14 protein-coding genes are annotated in these 19,630 nt (G+C 55.7%); 9 read left to right on the top strand and 5 right to left on the bottom strand.

Annotation, left to right across the window (positions count from 1 at the left end):
- Window positions 1-86 precede the first annotated feature (86 nt).
- From AC0YOB_RS19145 to AC0YOB_RS19130, 4 genes are all read left to right on the top strand, one after another.
- The gene (locus AC0YOB_RS19145; protein WP_475794129.1) at window positions 87-1,085 is read left to right on the top strand and encodes a LacI family DNA-binding transcriptional regulator; all 999 of its coding nucleotides are present in this window, start codon (window positions 87-89) and stop codon (window positions 1,083-1,085) included.
- A gap of 384 nt (window positions 1,086-1,469) precedes the next feature.
- The gene (locus AC0YOB_RS19140; protein ID WP_210039161.1) at window positions 1,470-1,724 is read left to right on the top strand and encodes a GlsB/YeaQ/YmgE family stress response membrane protein; all 255 of its coding nucleotides are present in this window, start codon (window positions 1,470-1,472) and stop codon (window positions 1,722-1,724) included.
- Window positions 1,725-1,942: 218 nt separating this feature from the next.
- A complete protein-coding gene (locus AC0YOB_RS19135) occupies window positions 1,943-2,641 on the top strand; it encodes a pirin family protein (RefSeq protein ID WP_475794128.1) in 699 nt (232 codons plus the stop codon).
- Between the two features lie 15 nt (window positions 2,642-2,656).
- The gene (locus AC0YOB_RS19130; RefSeq protein ID WP_475794127.1) at window positions 2,657-2,986 is read left to right on the top strand and encodes a hypothetical protein; all 330 of its coding nucleotides are present in this window, start codon (window positions 2,657-2,659) and stop codon (window positions 2,984-2,986) included.
- A gap of 263 nt (window positions 2,987-3,249) precedes the next feature.
- Here the strand turns inward: AC0YOB_RS19130 and AC0YOB_RS19125 are convergent, their stop codons facing one another.
- From AC0YOB_RS19125 to AC0YOB_RS19115, 3 genes are all read right to left on the bottom strand, one after another.
- The gene (locus AC0YOB_RS19125) at window positions 3,250-4,239 is read right to left on the bottom strand and encodes a Gfo/Idh/MocA family protein (RefSeq protein ID WP_475794126.1); all 990 of its coding nucleotides are present in this window, start codon (window positions 4,237-4,239) and stop codon (window positions 3,250-3,252) included.
- A 183-nt stretch (window positions 4,240-4,422) separates the two neighbouring features.
- Complete coding sequence (locus tag AC0YOB_RS19120) at window positions 4,423-4,932, bottom strand: cupin domain-containing protein (protein WP_475794125.1); 510 nt, start codon at window positions 4,930-4,932, stop codon at window positions 4,423-4,425.
- Between the two features lie 58 nt (window positions 4,933-4,990).
- Entirely contained in the window at window positions 4,991-5,503 is a 513-nt protein-coding gene (locus tag AC0YOB_RS19115) for an acyl-CoA thioesterase (protein ID WP_210039156.1), read from the bottom strand.
- Window positions 5,504-5,935: 432 nt separating this feature from the next.
- On the opposite strand from AC0YOB_RS19115, the gene fdhA reads away from it, so the two are divergent.
- The 5 genes from fdhA to AC0YOB_RS19090 all read left to right on the top strand — a co-directional run bounded on the left by fdhA (window position 5,936) and on the right by AC0YOB_RS19090 (window position 12,649).
- The gene (gene fdhA / locus AC0YOB_RS19110) at window positions 5,936-7,153 is read left to right on the top strand and encodes a formaldehyde dehydrogenase, glutathione-independent (protein WP_475769505.1); all 1,218 of its coding nucleotides are present in this window, start codon (window positions 5,936-5,938) and stop codon (window positions 7,151-7,153) included.
- A gap of 163 nt (window positions 7,154-7,316) precedes the next feature.
- Window positions 7,317-7,679, top strand: a complete 363-nt coding sequence (locus AC0YOB_RS19105) for a Na-translocating system protein MpsC family protein (RefSeq protein WP_210039154.1) — start codon at window positions 7,317-7,319, stop codon at window positions 7,677-7,679.
- 511 nt (window positions 7,680-8,190) lie between these two features.
- Window positions 8,191-10,545 (top strand): FdhF/YdeP family oxidoreductase, encoded by a 2,355-nt coding sequence (locus AC0YOB_RS19100; protein ID WP_475794124.1) that lies wholly within the window; start codon window positions 8,191-8,193, stop codon window positions 10,543-10,545.
- A gap of 174 nt (window positions 10,546-10,719) precedes the next feature.
- Window positions 10,720-11,508: a formate dehydrogenase accessory sulfurtransferase FdhD gene (fdhD, locus tag AC0YOB_RS19095; protein WP_475794123.1), complete on the top strand. Its 789-nt coding sequence runs from the start codon at window positions 10,720-10,722 to the stop codon at window positions 11,506-11,508.
- 178 nt (window positions 11,509-11,686) lie between these two features.
- A complete protein-coding gene (locus AC0YOB_RS19090; protein WP_475794122.1) occupies window positions 11,687-12,649 on the top strand; it encodes a phosphotransferase family protein in 963 nt (320 codons plus the stop codon).
- 152 nt (window positions 12,650-12,801) lie between these two features.
- Here the strand turns inward: AC0YOB_RS19090 and AC0YOB_RS19085 are convergent, their stop codons facing one another.
- Together AC0YOB_RS19085 and AC0YOB_RS19080 are read right to left on the bottom strand one after the other, a co-directional pair.
- Window positions 12,802-15,042, bottom strand: a complete 2,241-nt coding sequence (locus AC0YOB_RS19085) for a hypothetical protein (protein ID WP_475794121.1) — start codon at window positions 15,040-15,042, stop codon at window positions 12,802-12,804.
- Window positions 15,039-19,244 carry a hypothetical protein gene (locus AC0YOB_RS19080; protein ID WP_475794120.1) on the bottom strand — a complete coding sequence of 1,402 codons (4,206 nt, stop codon included), beginning with the start codon at window positions 19,242-19,244 and terminating at the stop codon, window positions 15,039-15,041. The genes AC0YOB_RS19085 and AC0YOB_RS19080 overlap by 4 nt, the downstream gene beginning before the upstream one ends.
- Between the last annotated feature and the right edge of the window lie 386 nt (window positions 19,245-19,630).

Here is a 19,630-nt window from a genome sequence, read left to right as displayed (position 1 = left end):
TCATTTACTGGATGGATGGATTGCATAAGTTGTAAGTCTTACATATAAAGTGTTATAATGAAAGAAAAATGATCAGGGAGAATGAAATGAACATCTACGATATCGCCAAACAAGCAGGGGTTTCCATTGCAACCGTCTCCAGAGTCATGAATAATCCGGCAGCGGTGAGCGTCAAAACGCGCGAGAAGGTGCTGGAGATCATACACAGCGCGAATTTCATGCCCAAACTGGGCGCGAATTTGAATAAATCCAAAGATCTGGCCTTCTTCACGACGGCGCAATCCCTGCAGCTGGAGAACAGCATTTTGGCCGGGATCAGCGAGGCGGCTTTTGCCGAGAAGCTGAGCATCAAGCTGTGCCCGTTGGACGAGCTGCCCAAGAAGCGCAATGAATTGGCCGGCTACTTTGCCGAGAAAGGAATTGGCGGGGCAATCTTTACGTCGATTCCGTATAACGAGGAACATTACAACGATATTGCCAGAGCGATCCCGAGTGTTCTGCTGTTCAACCAGCTCAAGGATTACAAGGTCCACTATATCCGTGCCGACCATCGAAAAGGCGGATTTATTGCGGTGCAGCATCTCGCCCATATGAATCATAAGCATATTGCCGTTGTGGACGAAATCCATTCGGCGGATCATCACGAGAGGCTGGCCGGAGTCAGAGAAGCCATGGAGACTTTTGGTCTTCAGGACTTTACGGAAAACCATTTGATCAATGTGTCCAACCTCGACGAGATAGACATATGCGCCCAAATCGACCATTATCTGCTGCGGTATCCCCAAACGACGGCTCTTTATGTGGCCAACGATCAGTTCATTCCGGCTTTATACCGCCATTTCCGTTCGAAGGGCATCCGTATTCCGGAGGATATTTCCGTCGTAGGGGCGAATGACGTCCCGGGAAGTTCTGATCTGTATCCGCCACTGACGACTGTGAGGCAGCCGGTCAAGCAGATGGGCATGAAGGCTGCCCAGACGCTGATAGATATCATCCACGGCCTTAATGCCCCGGAGGAAGCGCTGCAGGAGGTTTTTGATGTCCAATTGGTAGTCAGAGCTTCCACGAGCAGAGTTTCAGAATAATAATGCAGCATTAGAGTCAGTGACGCACTGAGCCGGCCCTGGAATCAAGAATCTTATTTTAAGTGCCTGAAAACACTTACCGTAAGGTTTTTTTCATTTTCTGTTTTTGTTACAATATAAGAGCATTTTCGTCATGAAATGCGCTTATTCGTGAAAGAAATTATTGATTCATTCTTTTTCGCAATGTAAGCCATATTATGTATGGCATTTCATGTCGGGACTTTTTGTGCAACGGAAGGACAATAGGCATGTTTCATACTTTAAGCTTATAGAATAGGGGAAGGCTCGGTTGAACAGCATGGTTGATCCATTGTCTTACAGGGTATTAACCTTATACTCAGTTGTGAATACTGACAATTGATGAACAAAAAGGGGGATATGCACATGCATTTGTTATGGACATTGATTATTGGCGGCATTATCGGTTGGCTAGGGGGATTGATTGCAGGCAGGGACGTACCGGGCGGCATTATCGGGAATATAGTAGCCGGCTTCGTCGGCGCTTGGCTGGGTACGCTTATATTGGGTGACTGGGGTCCGAATATAGCGGATTTCGCTCTTATTCCTGCCATTATCGGCGCCATCATCGTCGTTCTGATTCTGAGCGCCATCATGCGCGGCGGCAGCAGAAGAACATAGTACGGGAAGCGCGGAATACAACAGTTTTCTTGGAATCGTGAACAGTAATAAAGCCGCCGGCAGGGCCGTTGGAATTTCCAACTCCCGCTGACGGCTTTTATTGAGTTAAGAAGGGAAAGGAGCTTCTGGAGGAGACGGAGAAGTGGTTGTATTAAATTGGGCAAATATCTATACTTTAGTAAGATTCTATTAAAAATTATAGATAGGAGGAGACCGATATGATCCAGGTGTTTCCCGCAGACGAAAGATACTCGGTCGATAATGGATGGCTGCGCGGACGTCCCAGCTTTTCCTTCGGTGAATATGCTGATCCGGCCAATACGGGCTTTGGTGTGATGCGCGTATGCAATGACGATTTTCTCGATCCGGGGAAGGGCTTTGGCGCTCATCCGCACAGCGATATGGAAATTGTCAGTATTGTGCTGAAGGGCCAAATACGTCATGAAGACAGCTTGGGCAACGTGGAGACGGCATCGGCCGGCGAGCTCCAGCGCATGTCCGCTGGCACCGGGATTGTGCATGCCGAATATAATCCCTCGGAGACGGAAGAGCTGAACCTGCTGCAGCTGTGGTTCATGCCCAGAGAGCGGGGGCTCACTCCCTCATACGAAACAGGCCAATACGATGCGGAGCAGCTGATCAATACGCTGGTTCCGGTCGTGACGCCGGATGGGGCAGGACAGACTGCGAGCATTCAGCAGGATATGACGATTTATCTGGGCAGGCCGGAGGCCGGCAGGGAGCTGATCTTCAAGCAGGAAGAGGGCAGGCGGATTTTCCTTTTTAACATCGAAGGCTCTTTGTCTGTGAATGGAACGCCAATGGCTGCAAGAGATACAGCGCGGATTGAATCCGTATCCCGGTTGACATTATCGGCTGATGAGGCTTCATTCGTCATGCTGATCGATCTGCCATAAGGAGGGCATTAGTCCATGAAGGAAACCTTTATCGTCAAGCATGCTGTCGGAGGACCGATCTTTATTGACACGAAGAAAGAAGCTGTTCCTTATACGGTGGAGCCCTTTGGCGAGGGATGGAAATTCACGGTATCGGTGCCTTTGAACGAGAAAATCCGTGAGCTGCTGCAGTTCAGCCATGAGCTTAACATGTTTCTCTTTCATGAATTCGAGGATGCGCCAACAGTCAAGACCTGGTACTACATCAAGGAGGGCCCGGTCGAATACGACGCGGCTGCGGAGCAGCTGACTATCGTGGCGGATTCGCGAATCGAATATGTGCCGGATACCTTCATGAAGCAATAGAGTCGTTGCGGAAGTTTAATGACAAAGCAGACCCTATCTCCGAACCGGAAAGACAGATTGTTATCCTGATGTGTCAAATTAATCCCAAGGCGCATGATGTGGTGAGCTTCATACATACGCAGCGGCTCACGCCATTAACAGCACTGCAAAACAACCCCCCAATACCACTGCTTGCAGCGGAACCGGAGGGTTGTTCTTAGTTACGGAAGAAAGCAGTCGCCGATTTCGGTTAGAACGGAAATATAGTCCGGGCAGTTACGAGATTATTCGCCCGCATAGGTCAGGTTCCACTGGGCTCTGACAGCATCCATTGTTTCCATCAGCTGAACCGTCTCGGACACCGGCATGATGGAGCTTTCCGTGCGTCCTTCACGCACGCATTCCATGGCTTCCAGCGCCTGGAACATATGCCCGGTAATTGTGCGGTCGTCGGTTACGGTTTCTTCTTCTTGGCCATTTACATATAATGCAGCCTTTCGGGCAGACAGAAACTCGGGAATATGGATTTTTCCTTTCGTCCCGTAGATCCATGCATCGTTATTCATCCATAAGCGGATCGCTCCATGCAGTGAAGCCGTAGCGGCGCCATTGTAATCGAAAATCAATGAATACTGCTCGTCCACGCCGGTTTCTCCGATGAAGGCGGAGCTCAGAATTTTCGAAGGCTGCGAGCCGAACACCATCGAAGCAAAGGAAATCGGATAAATACCGGCATCCAGCAGGGTGCCGCCGCCTTTATTCTTATCCAGCAGCCGGCCTTCGGGATTCCAGCCGGCGTCAAAGCCGAATTCAGCCTTGAGCAGCTTGACCTCGCCGATTGCGCCGCTCGCCAGCCATTCTCTGACTTTCTTGATGACTGGAAGATAACGTGTCCACATTGCCTCCATGACGAATACGCCCTGTTCCTTGGCATAGTCGGCGATTTCCCTGGCCTCGGCTGCGTTCATCGTGAAAGGCTTCTCACAGAGAACAGGTTTGCCCGCCCTCAGGCAGGTCATCACATTCTCCTTATGAACCGTATGGAGCGTACCGACGTAGATGATATCCACTGCGGGATCGTTTGCCAGCTCCTCAAAGCTTGAATAAACCTGCGGGATGCCGAATTTAGCTGCAAAAGCTTCCGTTTTCTCGAGGCTGCGGCCGGCTACGGCTGCGATCTTGGCATCCGGGGCATGGGCAACCTCGGAAGCGAAAGTGCCTGAGATACCGCCCGGGCCCATAATGCCCCATTGAATGACTCGTTTGTCAGTCATATACAGTCTCCTTTAGTTGGTTGATTGAATAAACAAACTTATAACCCTTATGTTATCACTTCAGCGGACACGATTAAACTTTTTTTGAAATATAGGAAAAGCATGAAATTCCATTATACTTTGCTTAAATTTCTGAGGGAAAAACGTGGCTTATCCGCAGAGGACGGCGTTAGCCTTTTTCTCCTAGAACAAACCCTTCCAAAGTCTGAGCAGCGGCCCCGACTCGCCGAATACAGGATCGCAATCCGGCAGGGGAACCCGCTCAATTTCCTGCAGAACCTGCGGCCGTTCCCCTTCTTTTCCTGTACGAAGATTATAGTCCATCCCGTCCGGGTAAGCGCCTACGACCTGAAAGTCAGCGGATGCCGACAGCCGCTTATGCCCGGTTCCCGCCGGCAGCACGACAACATCGCCGGCGCTCAGCTCCACATGTTCCCCCTGCTCGCCGCCAAGCTGCAGCGCTATCGATCCGCGAATGACGCCAAGCACTTCATGGGCGTTGCTGTGGTAATGGTGGTAAGGAAAAACGCCATTGGTCCAGCTGTTCAGCCAATGATGGCGGTTGAACAGGTTCTCCGTTTGCGCCGCTTGATCCTTCAGAGCGCCAGGATAGAGAACAACAGGCAGAACCCGGTTGTTCGGTATCGTCCCGTCGTCTTGAAACAGATAAGTCCTGATCTCAGGCAGTTTCATCTTCCAACCTTCTTTCCTCTTTGATCCGGCAGCTATCGTCCTGCTGCTTAAGCCGGTATTATTCCCAAGGAAATCTCATTTGCAGGAAGTCGGCGAATTTCCTGCTCTCTTCTCTGCGGTAACGCCGCATTTCGGCGCGCTGCGTGGCCGTTTCGTGCAGCCGCTTCTCCTCCGCCGTCTCCGGTACGATATCCGGAACCATCACCGGTTTGCGGTTCTCGTCCAGGGCCACGAAGGTAAGGAACGCAGTTGCCGCAATCGCCCGGATCCCCGTCCGCAAATCCTCCGTGATCACCTTGACGAACACTTCCATCGAGCTTCTGCCCGTCCATGTCACGATCGACTCCAGGCAGACGGAATCCGTCGGACGGATGGGCAGCAGGAAATCCACGGAATCCGTGGAGGCCGTGACGACGGATTTGCGGCAGTGCTTCGATGCCGTGATGGAAGCAATATCATCGATATAGGCCATCAGCTTGCCCCCGAACAGCGTATTGTGGTTGTTCACATCGGTCGGGAAAATTCTGGCGGTTTTGTAGCAGCGGGATTCCTTGACGAAGCGTTGTTCCATAAGCTTGGATGCCCTCCATCGTTTTTCTTCCAAGTTTACCTTATTTGCCGCAGGCTGCAAACTTGGAATTGCCCGTACACCCGAATGGTACAGATTGCGCAATCAACTGGGATCAGTAAACGCAGAGCGCAGCAGAACCGGGTCATATGGCTCGTACTCGTACTGCATGCTGTCGAATGCCTATTCCGACGGTCAACCGTCTTTTCATCCTGCAGCATGCGCGGGAGCAGGAGGACAGCCTCAGCCGCCCAGTAATCCCTGGAACCCGCTGGCAGACTATCCCGAGTTCTCTTCCTGCCGGTGTGGTGAAATGAGAGGCAATATGGTATACTTTTACACAGATTGCTAGTGATCACGCTTACAATAATAAGGCCATTTTTATTCGAATGAACCTGTTAATTCAAACCTATCATCACAAAGGGAGTGACGTGAATGGCTGGAAATCGTGCGGTGGCTTATGTGAAACCTATGGAAGTTGAGGTGCAGGACATTTCCTTTCCGGATTTGATTCTTCGCGACGGACCGGGAGTGAACCCGCTTAATGTGGGACGCAAATGTGAGCATGGCGTTATTTTGAAGGTCGTGACCACCAACATTTGCGGCAGCGACCAGCATATGGTCAGAGGACGCACAACGGCTCCCAGCGGTTTGGTGCTGGGCCATGAAATAACGGGAGAGGTCATCGAAGTCGGCCGGGATGTGGAATTTATCCGGAAAGGGGACCTGGTCTCCGTTCCATTTAATATCGCTTGCGGAAGATGCCGCAGCTGCAAGGAGCGCAACACGCATGTATGTCTCAACGTGAATCCGGATCGTCCCGGCTCAGCCTATGGTTATGTCGATATGGGCGGCTGGGTAGGCGGACAATCGGAATACGTCATGGTCCCTTACGCCGATTTTCAGCTTCTGAAATTCCCGGACAAGGACCAGGCCATGGAGAAAATTATGGATCTGACGATGCTCTCGGATATTTTTCCGACGGGTTACCATGGGGCGGTCAGCGCAGGCGTCAAGCCTGGCTCGACGGTTTATGTGGCCGGAGCGGGTCCGGTTGGTCTGGCAGCGGCGCATTCGGCCCAGCTGCTGGGAGCGGCGGTTGTTATCGTGGGCGACCTGAACAGCGAGCGGCTGGCGCAGGCCAGAAGCTTCGGCTGCGAGACCGTCAATCTGCGGGAGCATGCGAATTTGTCCGAGCAAATCGAGCAGATTCTGGGCGTGCCCGAAGTGGACTGCGCGGTTGACTGCGTAGGCTTCGAAGCGCACGGTCATGGCCATTCCCACGGCGAAGCGCCGGCGACGGTGCTCAACTCTATTATGGAAGTAACGAGAGCCGGCGGACGCCTCGGTATTCCAGGCTTGTATGTAACGGGTGATCCGGGCGCGATTGATGCGGATGCCAAGCATGGCACGCTCAAAATCCGCTTCGGCCTGGGCTGGGCGAAATCCCATACCTTCGTAACCGGGCAAACTCCGGTTATGCAGTACCATCGGGATCTGATGATGTCTATCCTAAGCGGCAGAGCCCAAATCGCCAAAGCGGTCAACGCAACGAAAATTTCGCTGGATCAGGCTCCTGCGGCTTACGCCGAGTTTGACAAAGGCGCTTCCAAAAAATTTGTTATCGATCCGCATGGACTGGTTAAAGCCTGAACGTTTGGGCAGGAGCTTGCAGCACGGCTGTAAATTCTTATAGCCGGATATGGGTTGCGGCTTTGTCATAAATGCGATAAGTTGGTCATATAATGAGAAATTAAGGCCGTTCGATAAGGAGCAGCGAACCTGCCGCCTGTCCACCGGCATGCGAGGATCAACCATGAATCGTTATGAAGCGGAGTTCAGCAATTTGGTCAAGGCTTACCGGAAACGGCATATGGGCAAAGGGCCAAGCCGGATCACAACGACCTTCTGCAAGCAGTGGGCGATTTGCGAGATGGAAGGCAATCTTTCGCCGGTGGAGAAGTTTATGGCCGCAGCAGAGGAAGGAAAGCATATTCTGCGCGAAGCCCGCACGCAGTGGGTTAAGGATATGTACCGCAAGGAGCCTCCCGTCGAGATGGAAGAGCTGCTCGGGGCGAAGCTGATGGATTTATTCGTTGATATTGATATTGATAAGGATTTCGGGATGTCCATCTTCGTATTCGATCAGGACATTCAGCAGAAGTTCGGTTCCCTATAGTGGAGAGGATTGGCGCTTGGCAGCGTTCCTGCCCAAGACCAGCCGCATGATGATGATTTCGTGATGAAATCATTTTCCTGCGGCTTTTTATTTTTAAACGATAGAAAGTTGCATGTTTCTTCGAGGTATGACTCGTGTTCAGAAGGAAGAAAATCTCGGCCGGCTTTGACGGTGTTTCGGGCTTCGCGAGGAGCTGCGGCGCAGCTGCAGTGAGGTTTCCCGTGCTGGAACGTCCAAACAGAGGTGGGGGCATGCTCTACGCGGGATAAACCTGCTTAGAAGGTGTTTCTGGCATTCGCGAGGAATCGCGGCGCAGCTGCAGTAAGGTTTTCCCGTGCTGGAACGTCCGAACAGAGGTGGGGGCATGCTCTATGCGGGATAATCCTGCTTAGAGGGTGTTTCTGGCAGCCGGGTTTCGTGGATCCAATTATCTGAGGGGGGCCAACTTCGCCACCGAGGATGGCGGATGCTGTTTTTATATTATTTCATGAAGCAAGAGGAGATGAATCATATGGGAAAGACGCTGCATTCGGGCCGCATCAAGCTGCCAAGCAAGCCGGACCCGAAGCTGTGGGTGGGCAAGGCGCCGTTTGGCCTGGGCAAATTGAAGCCGCATCACATTCGGGATACGGTGAAGGTGGTATGGGACAATCGGGATAATCTTCCGTATGCCTACCGCATCTTGACGCAGGGTGTGTGCGACGGCTGCGCGCTTGGTGTATCCGGTCTTTACGACCAGACGCTGACCGGCCCGCATCTGTGTACGACGCGGCTGAATGTGCTGCGCCTGAACACAATGCCGGCGATCAGGCCGGAGCTGCTTCATGCGGACATCGATGAGCTGCGGAAGCTGGACAGCACCGCGCTGCGCAAGCTGGGAAGGCTGCCGTATCCGCTTCTAAGGCGCAAAGGGGAGCGCTCGTTCCGCCGCATCTCCTGGGATGAAGCGCTGGAGCGGATCGCCGCCAAAATCCGCAGCATAGATCCCAAGCAGCTCGCTTTCTATCTGACTGCGCGTGGCATTACGAATGAAGTGTATTATGCCGCTGCCAAGGCGGCGCGTTTCATCGGCACGAATAATATCGACAACGCTTCGCGCATCTGCCATTCGCCATCCAAGACGGCACTGAAACGCTCCGTGGGCATCGGAGCATCCAGCTGCAATTACAAGGATTGGATCGGGACGGATGTGCTGGTCTTCTGGGGCAGCGTGGCGGCGAATAACCAGCCGGTCTCGACCAAATATATGTATGCGGCCAAACGGCGCGGGACCAAAATCATCGTGATCAACCCTTACCGGGAGCCAGCGATGGAGGGCTATTGGATTCCCTCAATTGCCGAATCGGCGCTGTTTGGAACGAAGCTCGCGGATGATTTTTATCAGGTCAATATCGGCGGAGACATTGCGTTCATGCACGGCGTGATGAAGCATTGGTTTGAAATGGAGGAAGAGCAGCCGGGCTCGGCAATCGACCATGATTTTGTGCGTGAGCATGCGAACGGATTTCAGGAGCTGCGGACCCATGTGATGGGCCAGCAATGGGGGCTGCTGGAGAAATCGTCGGGACTGACCAAGGAACGGATGCGCGAATTTGCGCAGCTGCTGGCAGGGGCGAAGTCCGGGGTATTCGTATGGAGCATGGGGCTGACCCAGCACCGTTTTGGCACGGACAACATCTCGCAGGTAGCCAATCTGGCTCTTCTGCGCGGTTTTCTTGGGCGTGAGCATTGCGGTCTGATGCCCATCCGCGGACACAGCGGCGTGCAGGGCTCCGGCGAGATGGGAGCCGATCCCTTCAGTCTGCCGGGCGGTGAATTCAAGGGGGACGATATCGGGCGGATCGAGCAGGTGTGGGGCTTCGAGCTCCCCCGCTGGCAGGGGGATATCGTGGGGGTATCGCTGGAGAATACGCAGCTTCCTGACGATCATGAACGCAGGCTGAAGGTATTCTATACGTCCGGCGGCAATTTTCTCGAGACCATGCCCGACCCGGAGTTTGTGCGGGAATGTCTGGAGGCTGTGGACCTTCGCGTCCATCAGGACATCGTCCTGAACACATCGACGCTTGCGGACGCGCAGGAGGAAGTGATTGTGCTGCCGGCGATGACCCGGTACGAGCAGCCGGGGGGAGGGACCTCCACATCGACGGAGCGGATGGTTTATTTCTCGCCGGAAATTGCCGGCCCAAGGGTGGAGGAGGCGCGCGCGGAGTGGCAGATCTATGCGGAGCTTGCGGCCAAAGTGAAGCCCGGACAGCATAATCGGGCGGCATTTGCGAGCGCGGCTGCCATTCGCGAGGAGATTGCCAAGGCGGCTCCCGCGTATAACGGTATCCAGAAGCTGCAGGAGAAGGGCGATGTTTTTCAATACGGGGGAGCATGGCTGTGTGAGGATGGCCTCTGTCCAACGCCAGACGGCAAGGGCAATCTCATTGCGATCGAGCTGCCGGAGCTGCGTAAGCCCGAGGGGAATTTCTATGCGACCACACGCCGCGGCAAGCAGTTCAATTCCATGGTGTACAGCGATACCGATGCCTTCAACGGGGCGGACCGGTATGATGTCCTGATGAATGCCGGCGACTTTGCGGCGCTTGGGATCGTCGAAGGCAGCGCAGTCGTGATCTATAACCGCAGCGGATTGATGCATGCCCGGGCGAAGAAAGCAGACATCGCCCCGGGCAATATTGAACTGTTCTGGCCGGAGGGAAATGTGCTGTTCCACAAGGGCGTCTATGAGCCGAAAGCGGGTATTCCCGAATATAATACCTCGGTTGTCATCGAGAAGGCCGAGACCTTCCATGCGCTGAAGGATACCAAATATGTCGAGAAGCGGATTGATGAGCTGGAGATGGATATACCGTCTTGATCGTACAGCTGGCATTTTGCCAGGAAACCGGCAGGTACACAAGGCTTCATATGAGCTGTTCCCAAACGTCGGGCCGGCCCAATAGACTGGCTGTGCATGTGAATACATCCTCCACTTGTTCCGGAAGTGAATCATCGGCCTTATAAGGGCGTTGGCAGAAAGGAGGTGCAGCGCGTGGATAACAAGGTAACTACCGGATGGCGCGTCATCCGGTTCAACGGCAATCAGCATGAGGAGCAGGATGACGAAATCGCGACGGAGATGCCGCTGACTGTCCGTCTGGACGGCGAGGAATTTGCCACAATCGTGTGTACGCCAAGCGATTTGCAGGATATGATTGTCGGGTTTCTCGCCTCCGAAGGCGTAATCCGGACATTCGATGAATTGAAATGCTTAACGCTGGATGAGGATCGGGGTTATGCTTATGCCGAGCTTCATATCAAGCAATCGACGGGCAAGGAATTCCATTCCAAACGGTTTATCGGGTCCTGCTGCGGCAAGAGCAGGCAGTTTTATTTTCACAATGACGCAAGGACGGCGAAAACGATTATGAGCCGTCATCCAATTGCGGCGGAGCAGTGTCTGGAGCTGATGCGGCTGCTGCAGGAGAGCTCGACGGATTTTCATCAGACCGGGGGCGTCCATAATGCGGCGCTCTGCACGCCGGATGGGATTATCGCGGTACGAACCGATATCGGACGTCATAATGCACTGGACAAAATATATGGCCACTGCCTGCAGAACCGTATCCCGGCAGGGGATAAAATCATTGCTTTCAGCGGGCGCCTCTCCTCCGAGGTCGTGCTGAAGGTGGCGAAAATCGGCTGCGGCATTCTTTTGTCCAAGTCTGCTCCCACCGATCTGGCCCTGAAGCTTGCCGAGGATCTCGGCATCACCTGTGCGGGGTTCATACGCCGCGGCAGCATGAATGTGTATACGCATCCTGAGCGGATACGCACTTAACGGACCCGGCGGTCGGGTTGTTTAAAGCAACCCCTGCCCTCGAATATTCAGCGCTGCTGAAGCGTGGCTTCATGCTCCCCGTTATCCCGGATTAAGGATTGGCAAATTCAAATTTGGCCGTCCGCGTGGTAGACTAAGAAAATAGAGTTTAACCATGAGAAACGAAAGGTGTCATGACATGGAAGCAGAACCCAAACTGCCTGAGGGTGTGATGCTGCCGGACGGAACGCTGAACAGCGAGCTGATCAGCAGGCGGGAAATCATATACCGGGGAATGAACGGGCAGGCGGTTGAACGGATCTACATCTTGCCCGGGCAGAGCTATATCTATAAGCCGTTAACGAATGATGACCAGTGGGGAAAAGAAAAGTGGGTCTACGATCACATCCTGCCGTCGCTTCCTCCCATTTACCCCAGAATGCTGCTCAGCTCCTTCAACCTTCAAACCGGAAGGCACACCATCATTTTCGAAGACCTCGGCCATCTGGAGCACGGATTTCGGGAGCCGGTGGCCGTGGAATTGGCCCGCCAGGTTGCAGGCTTGCATTCGCTTAGTACGGACCATCTGTTCCATGCGCCGCTTAGAGGGCCCAAGCCCCCCATTGAAGCCATCGTCAGCGAGCTTCTTCGTGACAAAGCCGAGACGATTGAAGCCTTGTCGGATATAACCATTCCGCGATTGCGGCTGGAGAGCCTGTACGAGGCTATGGCGCAGACGGTGTTCCCGGATCTTCGGGTTGTTTCCCATGGCGATTTGCATTCAGGCAACTATGCCCTTGCAGCGGGCCGGCTGGTCGTGCTGGACTGGGAGCACACCCACCTCAACTCCCCGTTATGGGATCTGTATCATATGATCGATATGTCTCATCCCTTGTTTCCAAAGAGAATGACAGCGGACAGCCGCAATGCAATTCTGCAAGCGTATCTGGAGGTGGCTGAAAGCAGGGGTTATTTATCCGGAATAAATGCGGCTGCTTTTATTAGGGAGTACAAGCTGTTTGCCTCCATCTTCTCCATCTGGATGCTCCGCCTAATCCAGGGCGACCTTGCACGGAATGACGACAGATGGCCGCGCGCTCAGCTTGAGCAGCAGCTGGAGGAGACTACCGCAAGTCTGGAGCAATGCGCGGACTGGTTATAGCCAGTCCAAACCATACAAAGAAGCTGTAATGGATTGGACGCCATTACAGCTTCTTTGTGCTGTTCCGAAGGATAATGAACATGAGCAGGAATAATTTGTATGGATCCAGCAGCGTTGGCAGCTGCCGCAATGAACGGTCTGCGGGCGGAACGCTAGGTCTGCAGCGCCGGCAGCGGGAATGGAATGACGGCAAATCCGCTGACGGCGCCTTCGCCCACCTGCTGGACGCCAATTGTGATGAGACGGTCCATATGCTGCGGAATAGGCAGGGCCAGCGTTTCGTACAGATGAAGGCCGTTCTGCGCTTCCTGCGCCTGATGGGTGCCTGGCGAGCCGCGGCGCACCAGCTCTTCGGGTGACGCAGCGCCGTCGCACCACCAAACGGTATAGCGGCCGGAAGCAGCCGGCGTGGTGAAGTGGATTTTCAGCAGCGTTCGGTGAAAGAAATCGATGCCAAGCAGCTCTGCTGTGAATGGCGGCGGAACGTCGGGAATTGCCGGCAGCCTCACCGCTCTGACGACTCCGCCTGGCGGCCCGGTGCGGCCATAGTAGGCCAGCCTGGCCATATAGGTAACGACAGCAGTTGCTGCTGGCGGAGGAAGCGGGTCGCTGAAGACCAGCTCCTTCGGCAGATTGTCGGCCGGGAAATCTGCCGCCTGCACCCATAGGGAAGGATGCTTGAGGTCCTGCACCAATCTGCCGGACCCGGAGCCGAAGGCCATGCTGCCCGAGCCGGCATTCCCGGAAACACGGAAGACAATGTCGGTTCCGTTAACGGCAATAATGTTCTCGGTCACACCGCCGGTAGAGAATATGCCTCCGATAAAATCATTGAGCGCATTCACGCCCGTTACGGCTGCGCGGTATAGGCCGTCGCCGGCTGGAACAGCGCTGCCAAACCCGGCGTCCGCCGTCCGCGGAGCGGCGGTCTGCCTGTAAATAACCAGCCTTCCTCCCGTGCGCCGGACGAGTGAATCCGGCTTCCAGTCCGCTTCGCCGGGGATGTCGGTCCGCCGGATAATGCGGGCTATCCCCGATTCATAAGCGGCCGATTCCAGAGGCGGCGGAGGCGGATCATGACGCAGCGTCAGCGGGGTTGGCGGCGTCCAGGCGGAATACCCACTGACGCGGTCCCAGCCGTCAATGGCCCGTGCTCTGGATTGCAGCAGCACGTCGGGGAAGCTGACGTCGAAGGAGCGGGCGGATGAGTAGACAAGCGGCGGGTCCTCCGGCAGCCGGGAGCGGTTGAAGAAGGTCCGGTTAAGCTCATGCTCCCCTGTCACGGGGCTGGCAGTGACGATCTCCTCCAGCTCCACGCCATGAGCCCTAATGTCGGACTGCCTGGTCAGATGGGTCAACCGCACTTCGAAGCGGTCCGCCAGAAAAGGCAGAGGCTTGAAGGCTGCCAGAGTCCGGCTGATCGAAACAGGGTCGGCCGGCTGCGAAGATACGGCTTCCGGAAGATGCACTTCCGCAGAGATATACTGGGGCGTATCCGGAATTCCCAGTTCTGCGGCTATTGTCGGCATCACAACCGTCACATTGCTGGTTTCCCCGCTGTCCGCATCGCGAATCCGGTAGGCAAACCCAAAGTGATCCGGAGATTCCAGTGGCGCTGCGGGCTGATTGTCCAGATCGCTGCCGGCTGTGTCCGGTCCATCATGGTAAGCAAAGCCGCAGAGCAGCGCAATCTCCCAGCGCAGTCCGAGCAGCAGCTCGAACAATTCCCAATCCGTGGGCTCCCCGGCGATGGCATCCGCGGGAACGGAGGCGCGCGCCTTTTGCCCGGTGCGGACGATATCGGCCCATTGCTCCTCCGTCAGCGTGACGGGCTGGCCATAACGTTTGCCTACTGTGTTCAAGTCGGCATCAAGACTTTTCTCCACGGCAATTTCAGCGATGCGTTCCCAGTTCAGCCGGCGGTCGCGGAATAAATCAAGCATGCGCAAATCCTCAAGCGTCCCTCCCGTGCCGAGCATCGCAACCGTATCCATGGCTTGTCCTTCGACGTAGACAATTGTGCCGTCCGACACCGAACGCACAGCCTCGAGCTCACCGGTCTGCGAATTTTTAAACTCGATCCGGGCAGGCGCCCCTCTCCAAACGAAGGTGACTGCCTGCGCCGGCCCGGGGAGCTTAAACTCATCTGCCAGCAGCAGTCCGCCCACCGACTGGCTTCCCAGCAAGTCCCACCAGCCCGGCGGATAAATCGACAGGGATACCCGTGACGGCACCATCCTCAGGTTCAGGGGGGCCCTTTCAATAATGACCGACTGCGGCAAACCGCGGTATCCGCCCCCGTCCGTAAGCTCCCGAAGCGGAAAATGCCAGCGCAGCCGGTTGCCTGCCGGTGTTTCGCTCAACCAGCCTGTCGATGACAAATAAATCGTCATGGCTTATCGCCTCCTGATTCGATTACGGATGTCAGATCAACCCTTGGAAACTCCCCGGGCAGCGGGAAATGAATAAAAGCTTTCCTGTCGGCATCAACCGGCGGAGGTGCTCCATCAGAACCGGAATCCTCCGTATCCCCTGTATTTCCTCCGCTGCTCCCCGCTTCGATATTCCCGATTGCATGTACTGTCAGGTTCTGCAGGGTATGAACATTGTGCACCAGGTCATCTGCCTGCCGGAGGCTGGCATCGTTTAACGGTTCGGCCATCCGGCCCGGATTGACCACTGGAAACGGAACAGGTCCAGGTATCGGAAATGGACCGGGTTCCGGAAAAGGAATCGGGCCGGGGATTGGACCAGGGACCGGTATCGGGATATCCGGCAGATCCCATGGGAAAGGGGGCCGGCCGGAAGGCAGCGGCCAGGTGAGACCAAGCGGCTGCACGAACCGTGAAACAGCCGTTTCCGGCAGCGGTCCGGCGGGCTCCCCGGGGTAAAGCCGGGGCAGTCCGGCTTTGAAAGGATCAAAGGACAGCCTAAGCGTATAATCGCCACGCGGCAGCCGTGTTGGAATGCCGCCTAATGAGCCGGTAAGCAAAGCGGAGCTTCCGTCGAATCCGGGCAGAACGGCAACCTCCAGCTCCAAAGCGCGCCGGTGCGTATAGCCGGTCGGGCAGCCGGCAGCTGGCTCGACATGCCGGATAGCGAGGGTGACCGTCACCCGCCGCCAATCGACAGGTTCAGGCGTGCGCAGCCATATGGCGTACGGTCTCCCCTGGGCATCGCAGACCGCTTCGACCGTGGTCGCCGGGACCGTATCGTTAATATCGGCCAGCGCGGCGCCGCCGAGGCCGAACAGTGCTCCGCTCTCTGCTGCGAACCTCGTGAAGCGCAGGGCGGAGGTTTCGTTCAGCGGACCGATCTGGGAAGCAAGCGGGGCTGGCAGTCTCCACTGGCTTGGCGGCGCCTCCAGTTCATCGGGGAAGGGAGTGAGCGGAGTGGTGACGATTGGAAAGTCCGCAATCGGCGTGAGCTCATTGACAGAAAGCAGCGGGTTCGCGGGCAGGTGCTTGTTCAGCACAATATTGCCGATGCCGCTGGCTCCGCGGTAATGACGGACAGGGTCGATTTTACCGTATTTGATAGGCCTGCCTGATTGGGGCAGAGGACACTCGGCCACGCTGTGCCTGCCGGAGCTGTCATAATAGGTGGACAAGCCCGTATGCGGCCAGGCCAGATGGGCCTTGAAGCTTGTGAAGGCAGACATGCAGCCGGACCATTCATCGATGCGGACCTCTCCGTTTTGAGGATGCTCGAACAGAATGGTCAGCTTGGCCGGTCCGGATTCTCCAGGCAGTGAATTCATCACGATTTCCTGATCGGGGGCAGCGGTTCCTCCGTGAGCGGCAAGCCAGCTGCGGCTCTCCGGCGGAAGCGAGCTGGCGCCGTCGGAGGCGGGCAGGGGCGTGAGGGTTTCTGTTATCTCGCCTCCGCCCTCATAGGTGATGCGAAGTTTAAGCGGCGTCTCCGCAAAGATGCCGCTGACATACGGCACTATGAAACGGACGGCAGTCTTATAGCCTCTGTACAGCGGAAATCCGAAGCCGAATTGGGTCGGATCCCACGTATTCAGCGTCCATTGCGTCCAGGGATGCTGAGCCTTGGCGAAGATTTTCATATCGCCGAAGGTGGAATAATAAATATAAGGACGCAGTGTTTCCGGATACGCAACCTCGAACTCTTTGTCATAGAACCATTCCACGGGGCTCGAAGGCGGGAATGGCGAGGAAGCGCCGCCGCCGGACGGATGGACCGCATTTGACGCGCCCTTGATATGAAGGCGGTACCGGCCGGGCATGAGCAGCTTCTTGCTTAAGATGCCTGTCGAGGATTTGGCGGCCTCCTGATAACGGATCGCATAAATGTAAAGGGGCTGACGCCCGGATTCCGCCCGCAGGCGGAATTGATCGACAGGAGCCGGAAAATCGAACCGGGCTGAGACAAGCCGCAGGTTTTGGAAGACAGCGCCGTGGTCCTGGAAGACCGCCGCTGCCCCGTCTTCAGACACAAGCTGAGGATAAGTCACGAAGCGTGTGGACCGGGCGAGAATAAGGAACAGCACGACCTTCGAGGCCTGAAGGGATCCGCCGCCATTTGCCGCAAATTGGAGGGTAAAGCCGCCTGTTTGCAGTATCCGCGTCGGAATGTCCGGTTTGAACGCCGTCAGCAGACGGTCCCCCTCGGCCGCAGGCGTCAGCTCAAGCGACGCGAAGCGCCGCGGCTGCGCAGGCAGGAGCTGGGGCGGCCCGTATCCGAAGAAGGTATCGACAGTCCTTGCGGGAGAATCAAGCGGGAAGGTTGAGCTGTCAAGCTTCGAGGTCATCCACGCATAGGGGTCGCAGCCAAGCACATGAAGCTGCGCCATGCCTCCGCCCGGCCCATCCGCCCATACCGCCCGCACATCGGGTACCGGAATGGCGTGGACCAGGTCGATCAGCTCGAGCTCCAGCAGCTCGTCCGTCACCGTATAGCCGCCTTGAACAGACGGGCTGACCGCCTGGCTGGCTTCCACTTTGCCCGTCCGGTCGGTTACCCGCCTGCTGAAGGGCACGACCAGTTCCAAATCCGGCCAAGGCTTGTCCGTGTCCAGATTCCACTGCAGGTCGCTGATGACGTGAATGGCATCAACCGGCTGCTTCTGAACCGTCGGAGTTCCGCCAATGATATAGGTTCCGGCGGCAAGCGGCGAGGATATGGAGGGGGGGTTCACGATATCGTCCCCGAAGGACTTGCTGAAGGGAACATCGGGAATCGGCCATGGGAGGTTCAGCTTGCCTGCGATCTCAAACCGGAACAGGGTCGGACTTGGAAAATATACCTCCGCTTCCGCATCTCCGCTAAGAATAAATTCGAACTTCCACACTTTTATGCCGATTTCGCCATGTACCTTGATGCGGGCGTTCACCAGCAGCGGGTCCCAGCCCATATAGGCATGCAGCGAGACGGCAAGCTTGGAGATGAGCTTCAGAATATCCCCGATTTCAAACGTTCCGCCGATAGCAAGCGTCGCGCCGAAGGCAATGCGATGATGATTGATGCGAAGATACGCTTCCGCCTTCTGCGAGAAAAGCAGGCTGATCACAGGAATCTTCTGCAGCACCTCCAGCTTGGCCGGCTTGCTCTCCGTACCCAGATCCAGATACCAGGCAGTGGGGTCGGAGAACGAGAAGAAGATATCCAGCTGGCCGCTGCCTTTCAGCAGCTCCAGATCGATATTGACGCCTACTCCAAGGGCGAGCGAGGCGCTCTCTGCGTCAAACACAAAGTATCCCTCGGCGCCAAAACCCTTCTGCTTCAGCAGGACGCCCTTACCTCCGAAAATAAACGTGCCGCCGGGGAGCAGGAAGGCGAAGCCGACAGGATTCAGCTCAATGGCGTAGCCTTCGTCGGCCTTGGTGCATATCACCGTTCGGATTCCCACACCTACCGAGGTTTGATCAATCGGGCCGGCCATCCAGCGGTCGATGCTGCTGGTTTCCCGCGCCCATTTGACATAATCGGCCGCTGTCGGCTCTGCGATCGGCAGTCCTTCCTTCTCCAGGCGGGCCACAAAATTGTATGCAAAATCGCCGCCGATTCCCCGCAGCCCAAGCCCGGTCGGCCCAAGCGGAATCGAAGCGCCCTTGGGCAGCTCCCCGTCCAGTCCCAGCACCAGCCCGCGATCACTGAATCCGCCATAGATGGCCGCGCCAATGCTGAGCGGAATCAGCTTTAGCGAGCCTTGGCCCAGCCAACTGTTTTGCTGTGCGTCAAAGCCGAAGCCGAGGCTTCCCTTGTATTTGTCTTTCGATCCGATGGTCAGATCCCCAAGTGCCGTCTGCCAATGCGTGATCCGGATTGGCGGATCCTCGCCTGTTATGCGGATGTCCTCGCGTGCCCGCGAGACAATCACTTCCACCCGCATGAACGCCGTTAAGCCGGAGAACGTGAAAGGCCCCCGCAGAAGCAGGGTGATCGTCTCTTCCACATCGTTGACGGCAATGATTTTGATCAGCGGCGAAGGAGAGATGATTTCCCCTGCCTTAAGACCTCTCAGAAACTCATACAGCTTGTCCTCCGCCATTCCTGGAAGAGCTTCCACAAAATCGGCGATCGCTTTCCAGATCATATCCCGGATCAGCTTCTCGAACCATTCGAACATAATAGGTCTCCTCTCGCGCTTGCGCCTTATATTGGACGAAGGGGGGTCATCGGGCAGCTGCATGATGAGCGAAGCCGTCGGGTATGAACAAGGGAGGGGGAGACAGAAGGGAAGCGGGAGATAGAAATCAAGGGAATTTAACATTTTCCAGTTCAATATAACATATTGCCCGGAAGGAGAAATATAGTCGCCCGGACTCGTAGTGAGTCCAACTTTCAGCCTATTTCTTAGGTGCATTCCGCCCCCTTTTTCGCCTGCTTGTCGAATGAAGCTGGATTATACAACCGGCAGCCTCGGGGGATTCGCCCTGTCCCTGCAGGTGATGACCGGATCAGATATCCGCGCCGGATCTGTACGATTGCACAATTGCCCCTGATATGAGCGGC

This window comes from Paenibacillus sp. JT31N17 (assembly GCF_056269255.1).
This window is presented reverse-complemented; position numbering and strand designations above follow the sequence as displayed.

Excerpts from the sequence above, each read along its gene's own strand:
- AC0YOB_RS19145 (WP_475794129.1), top strand. The coding sequence starts at position 87 with ATGAACATCTACGATATCGCCAAACAAGCAGGGGTTTCCATTGCAACC.
- AC0YOB_RS19140 (WP_210039161.1), top strand. The coding sequence starts at position 1,470 with ATGCATTTGTTATGGACATTGATTATTGGCGGCATTATCGGTTGGCTA.
- AC0YOB_RS19135 (WP_475794128.1), top strand. The coding sequence starts at position 1,943 with ATGATCCAGGTGTTTCCCGCAGACGAAAGATACTCGGTCGATAATGGA.
- AC0YOB_RS19130 (WP_475794127.1), top strand. The coding sequence starts at position 2,657 with ATGAAGGAAACCTTTATCGTCAAGCATGCTGTCGGAGGACCGATCTTT.
- AC0YOB_RS19125 (WP_475794126.1), bottom strand. The coding sequence starts at position 4,239 with ATGACTGACAAACGAGTCATTCAATGGGGCATTATGGGCCCGGGCGGT.
- AC0YOB_RS19120 (WP_475794125.1), bottom strand. The coding sequence starts at position 4,932 with ATGAAACTGCCTGAGATCAGGACTTATCTGTTTCAAGACGACGGGACG.
- AC0YOB_RS19115 (WP_210039156.1), bottom strand. The coding sequence starts at position 5,503 with ATGGAACAACGCTTCGTCAAGGAATCCCGCTGCTACAAAACCGCCAGA.
- fdhA (WP_475769505.1), top strand. The coding sequence starts at position 5,936 with ATGGCTGGAAATCGTGCGGTGGCTTATGTGAAACCTATGGAAGTTGAG.
- AC0YOB_RS19105 (WP_210039154.1), top strand. The coding sequence starts at position 7,317 with ATGAATCGTTATGAAGCGGAGTTCAGCAATTTGGTCAAGGCTTACCGG.
- AC0YOB_RS19100 (WP_475794124.1), top strand. The coding sequence starts at position 8,191 with ATGGGAAAGACGCTGCATTCGGGCCGCATCAAGCTGCCAAGCAAGCCG.
- AC0YOB_RS19090 (WP_475794122.1), top strand. The coding sequence starts at position 11,687 with ATGGAAGCAGAACCCAAACTGCCTGAGGGTGTGATGCTGCCGGACGGA.
- AC0YOB_RS19085 (WP_475794121.1), bottom strand. The coding sequence starts at position 15,042 with ATGACGATTTATTTGTCATCGACAGGCTGGTTGAGCGAAACACCGGCA.
- AC0YOB_RS19080 (WP_475794120.1), bottom strand. The coding sequence starts at position 19,244 with ATGTTCGAATGGTTCGAGAAGCTGATCCGGGATATGATCTGGAAAGCG.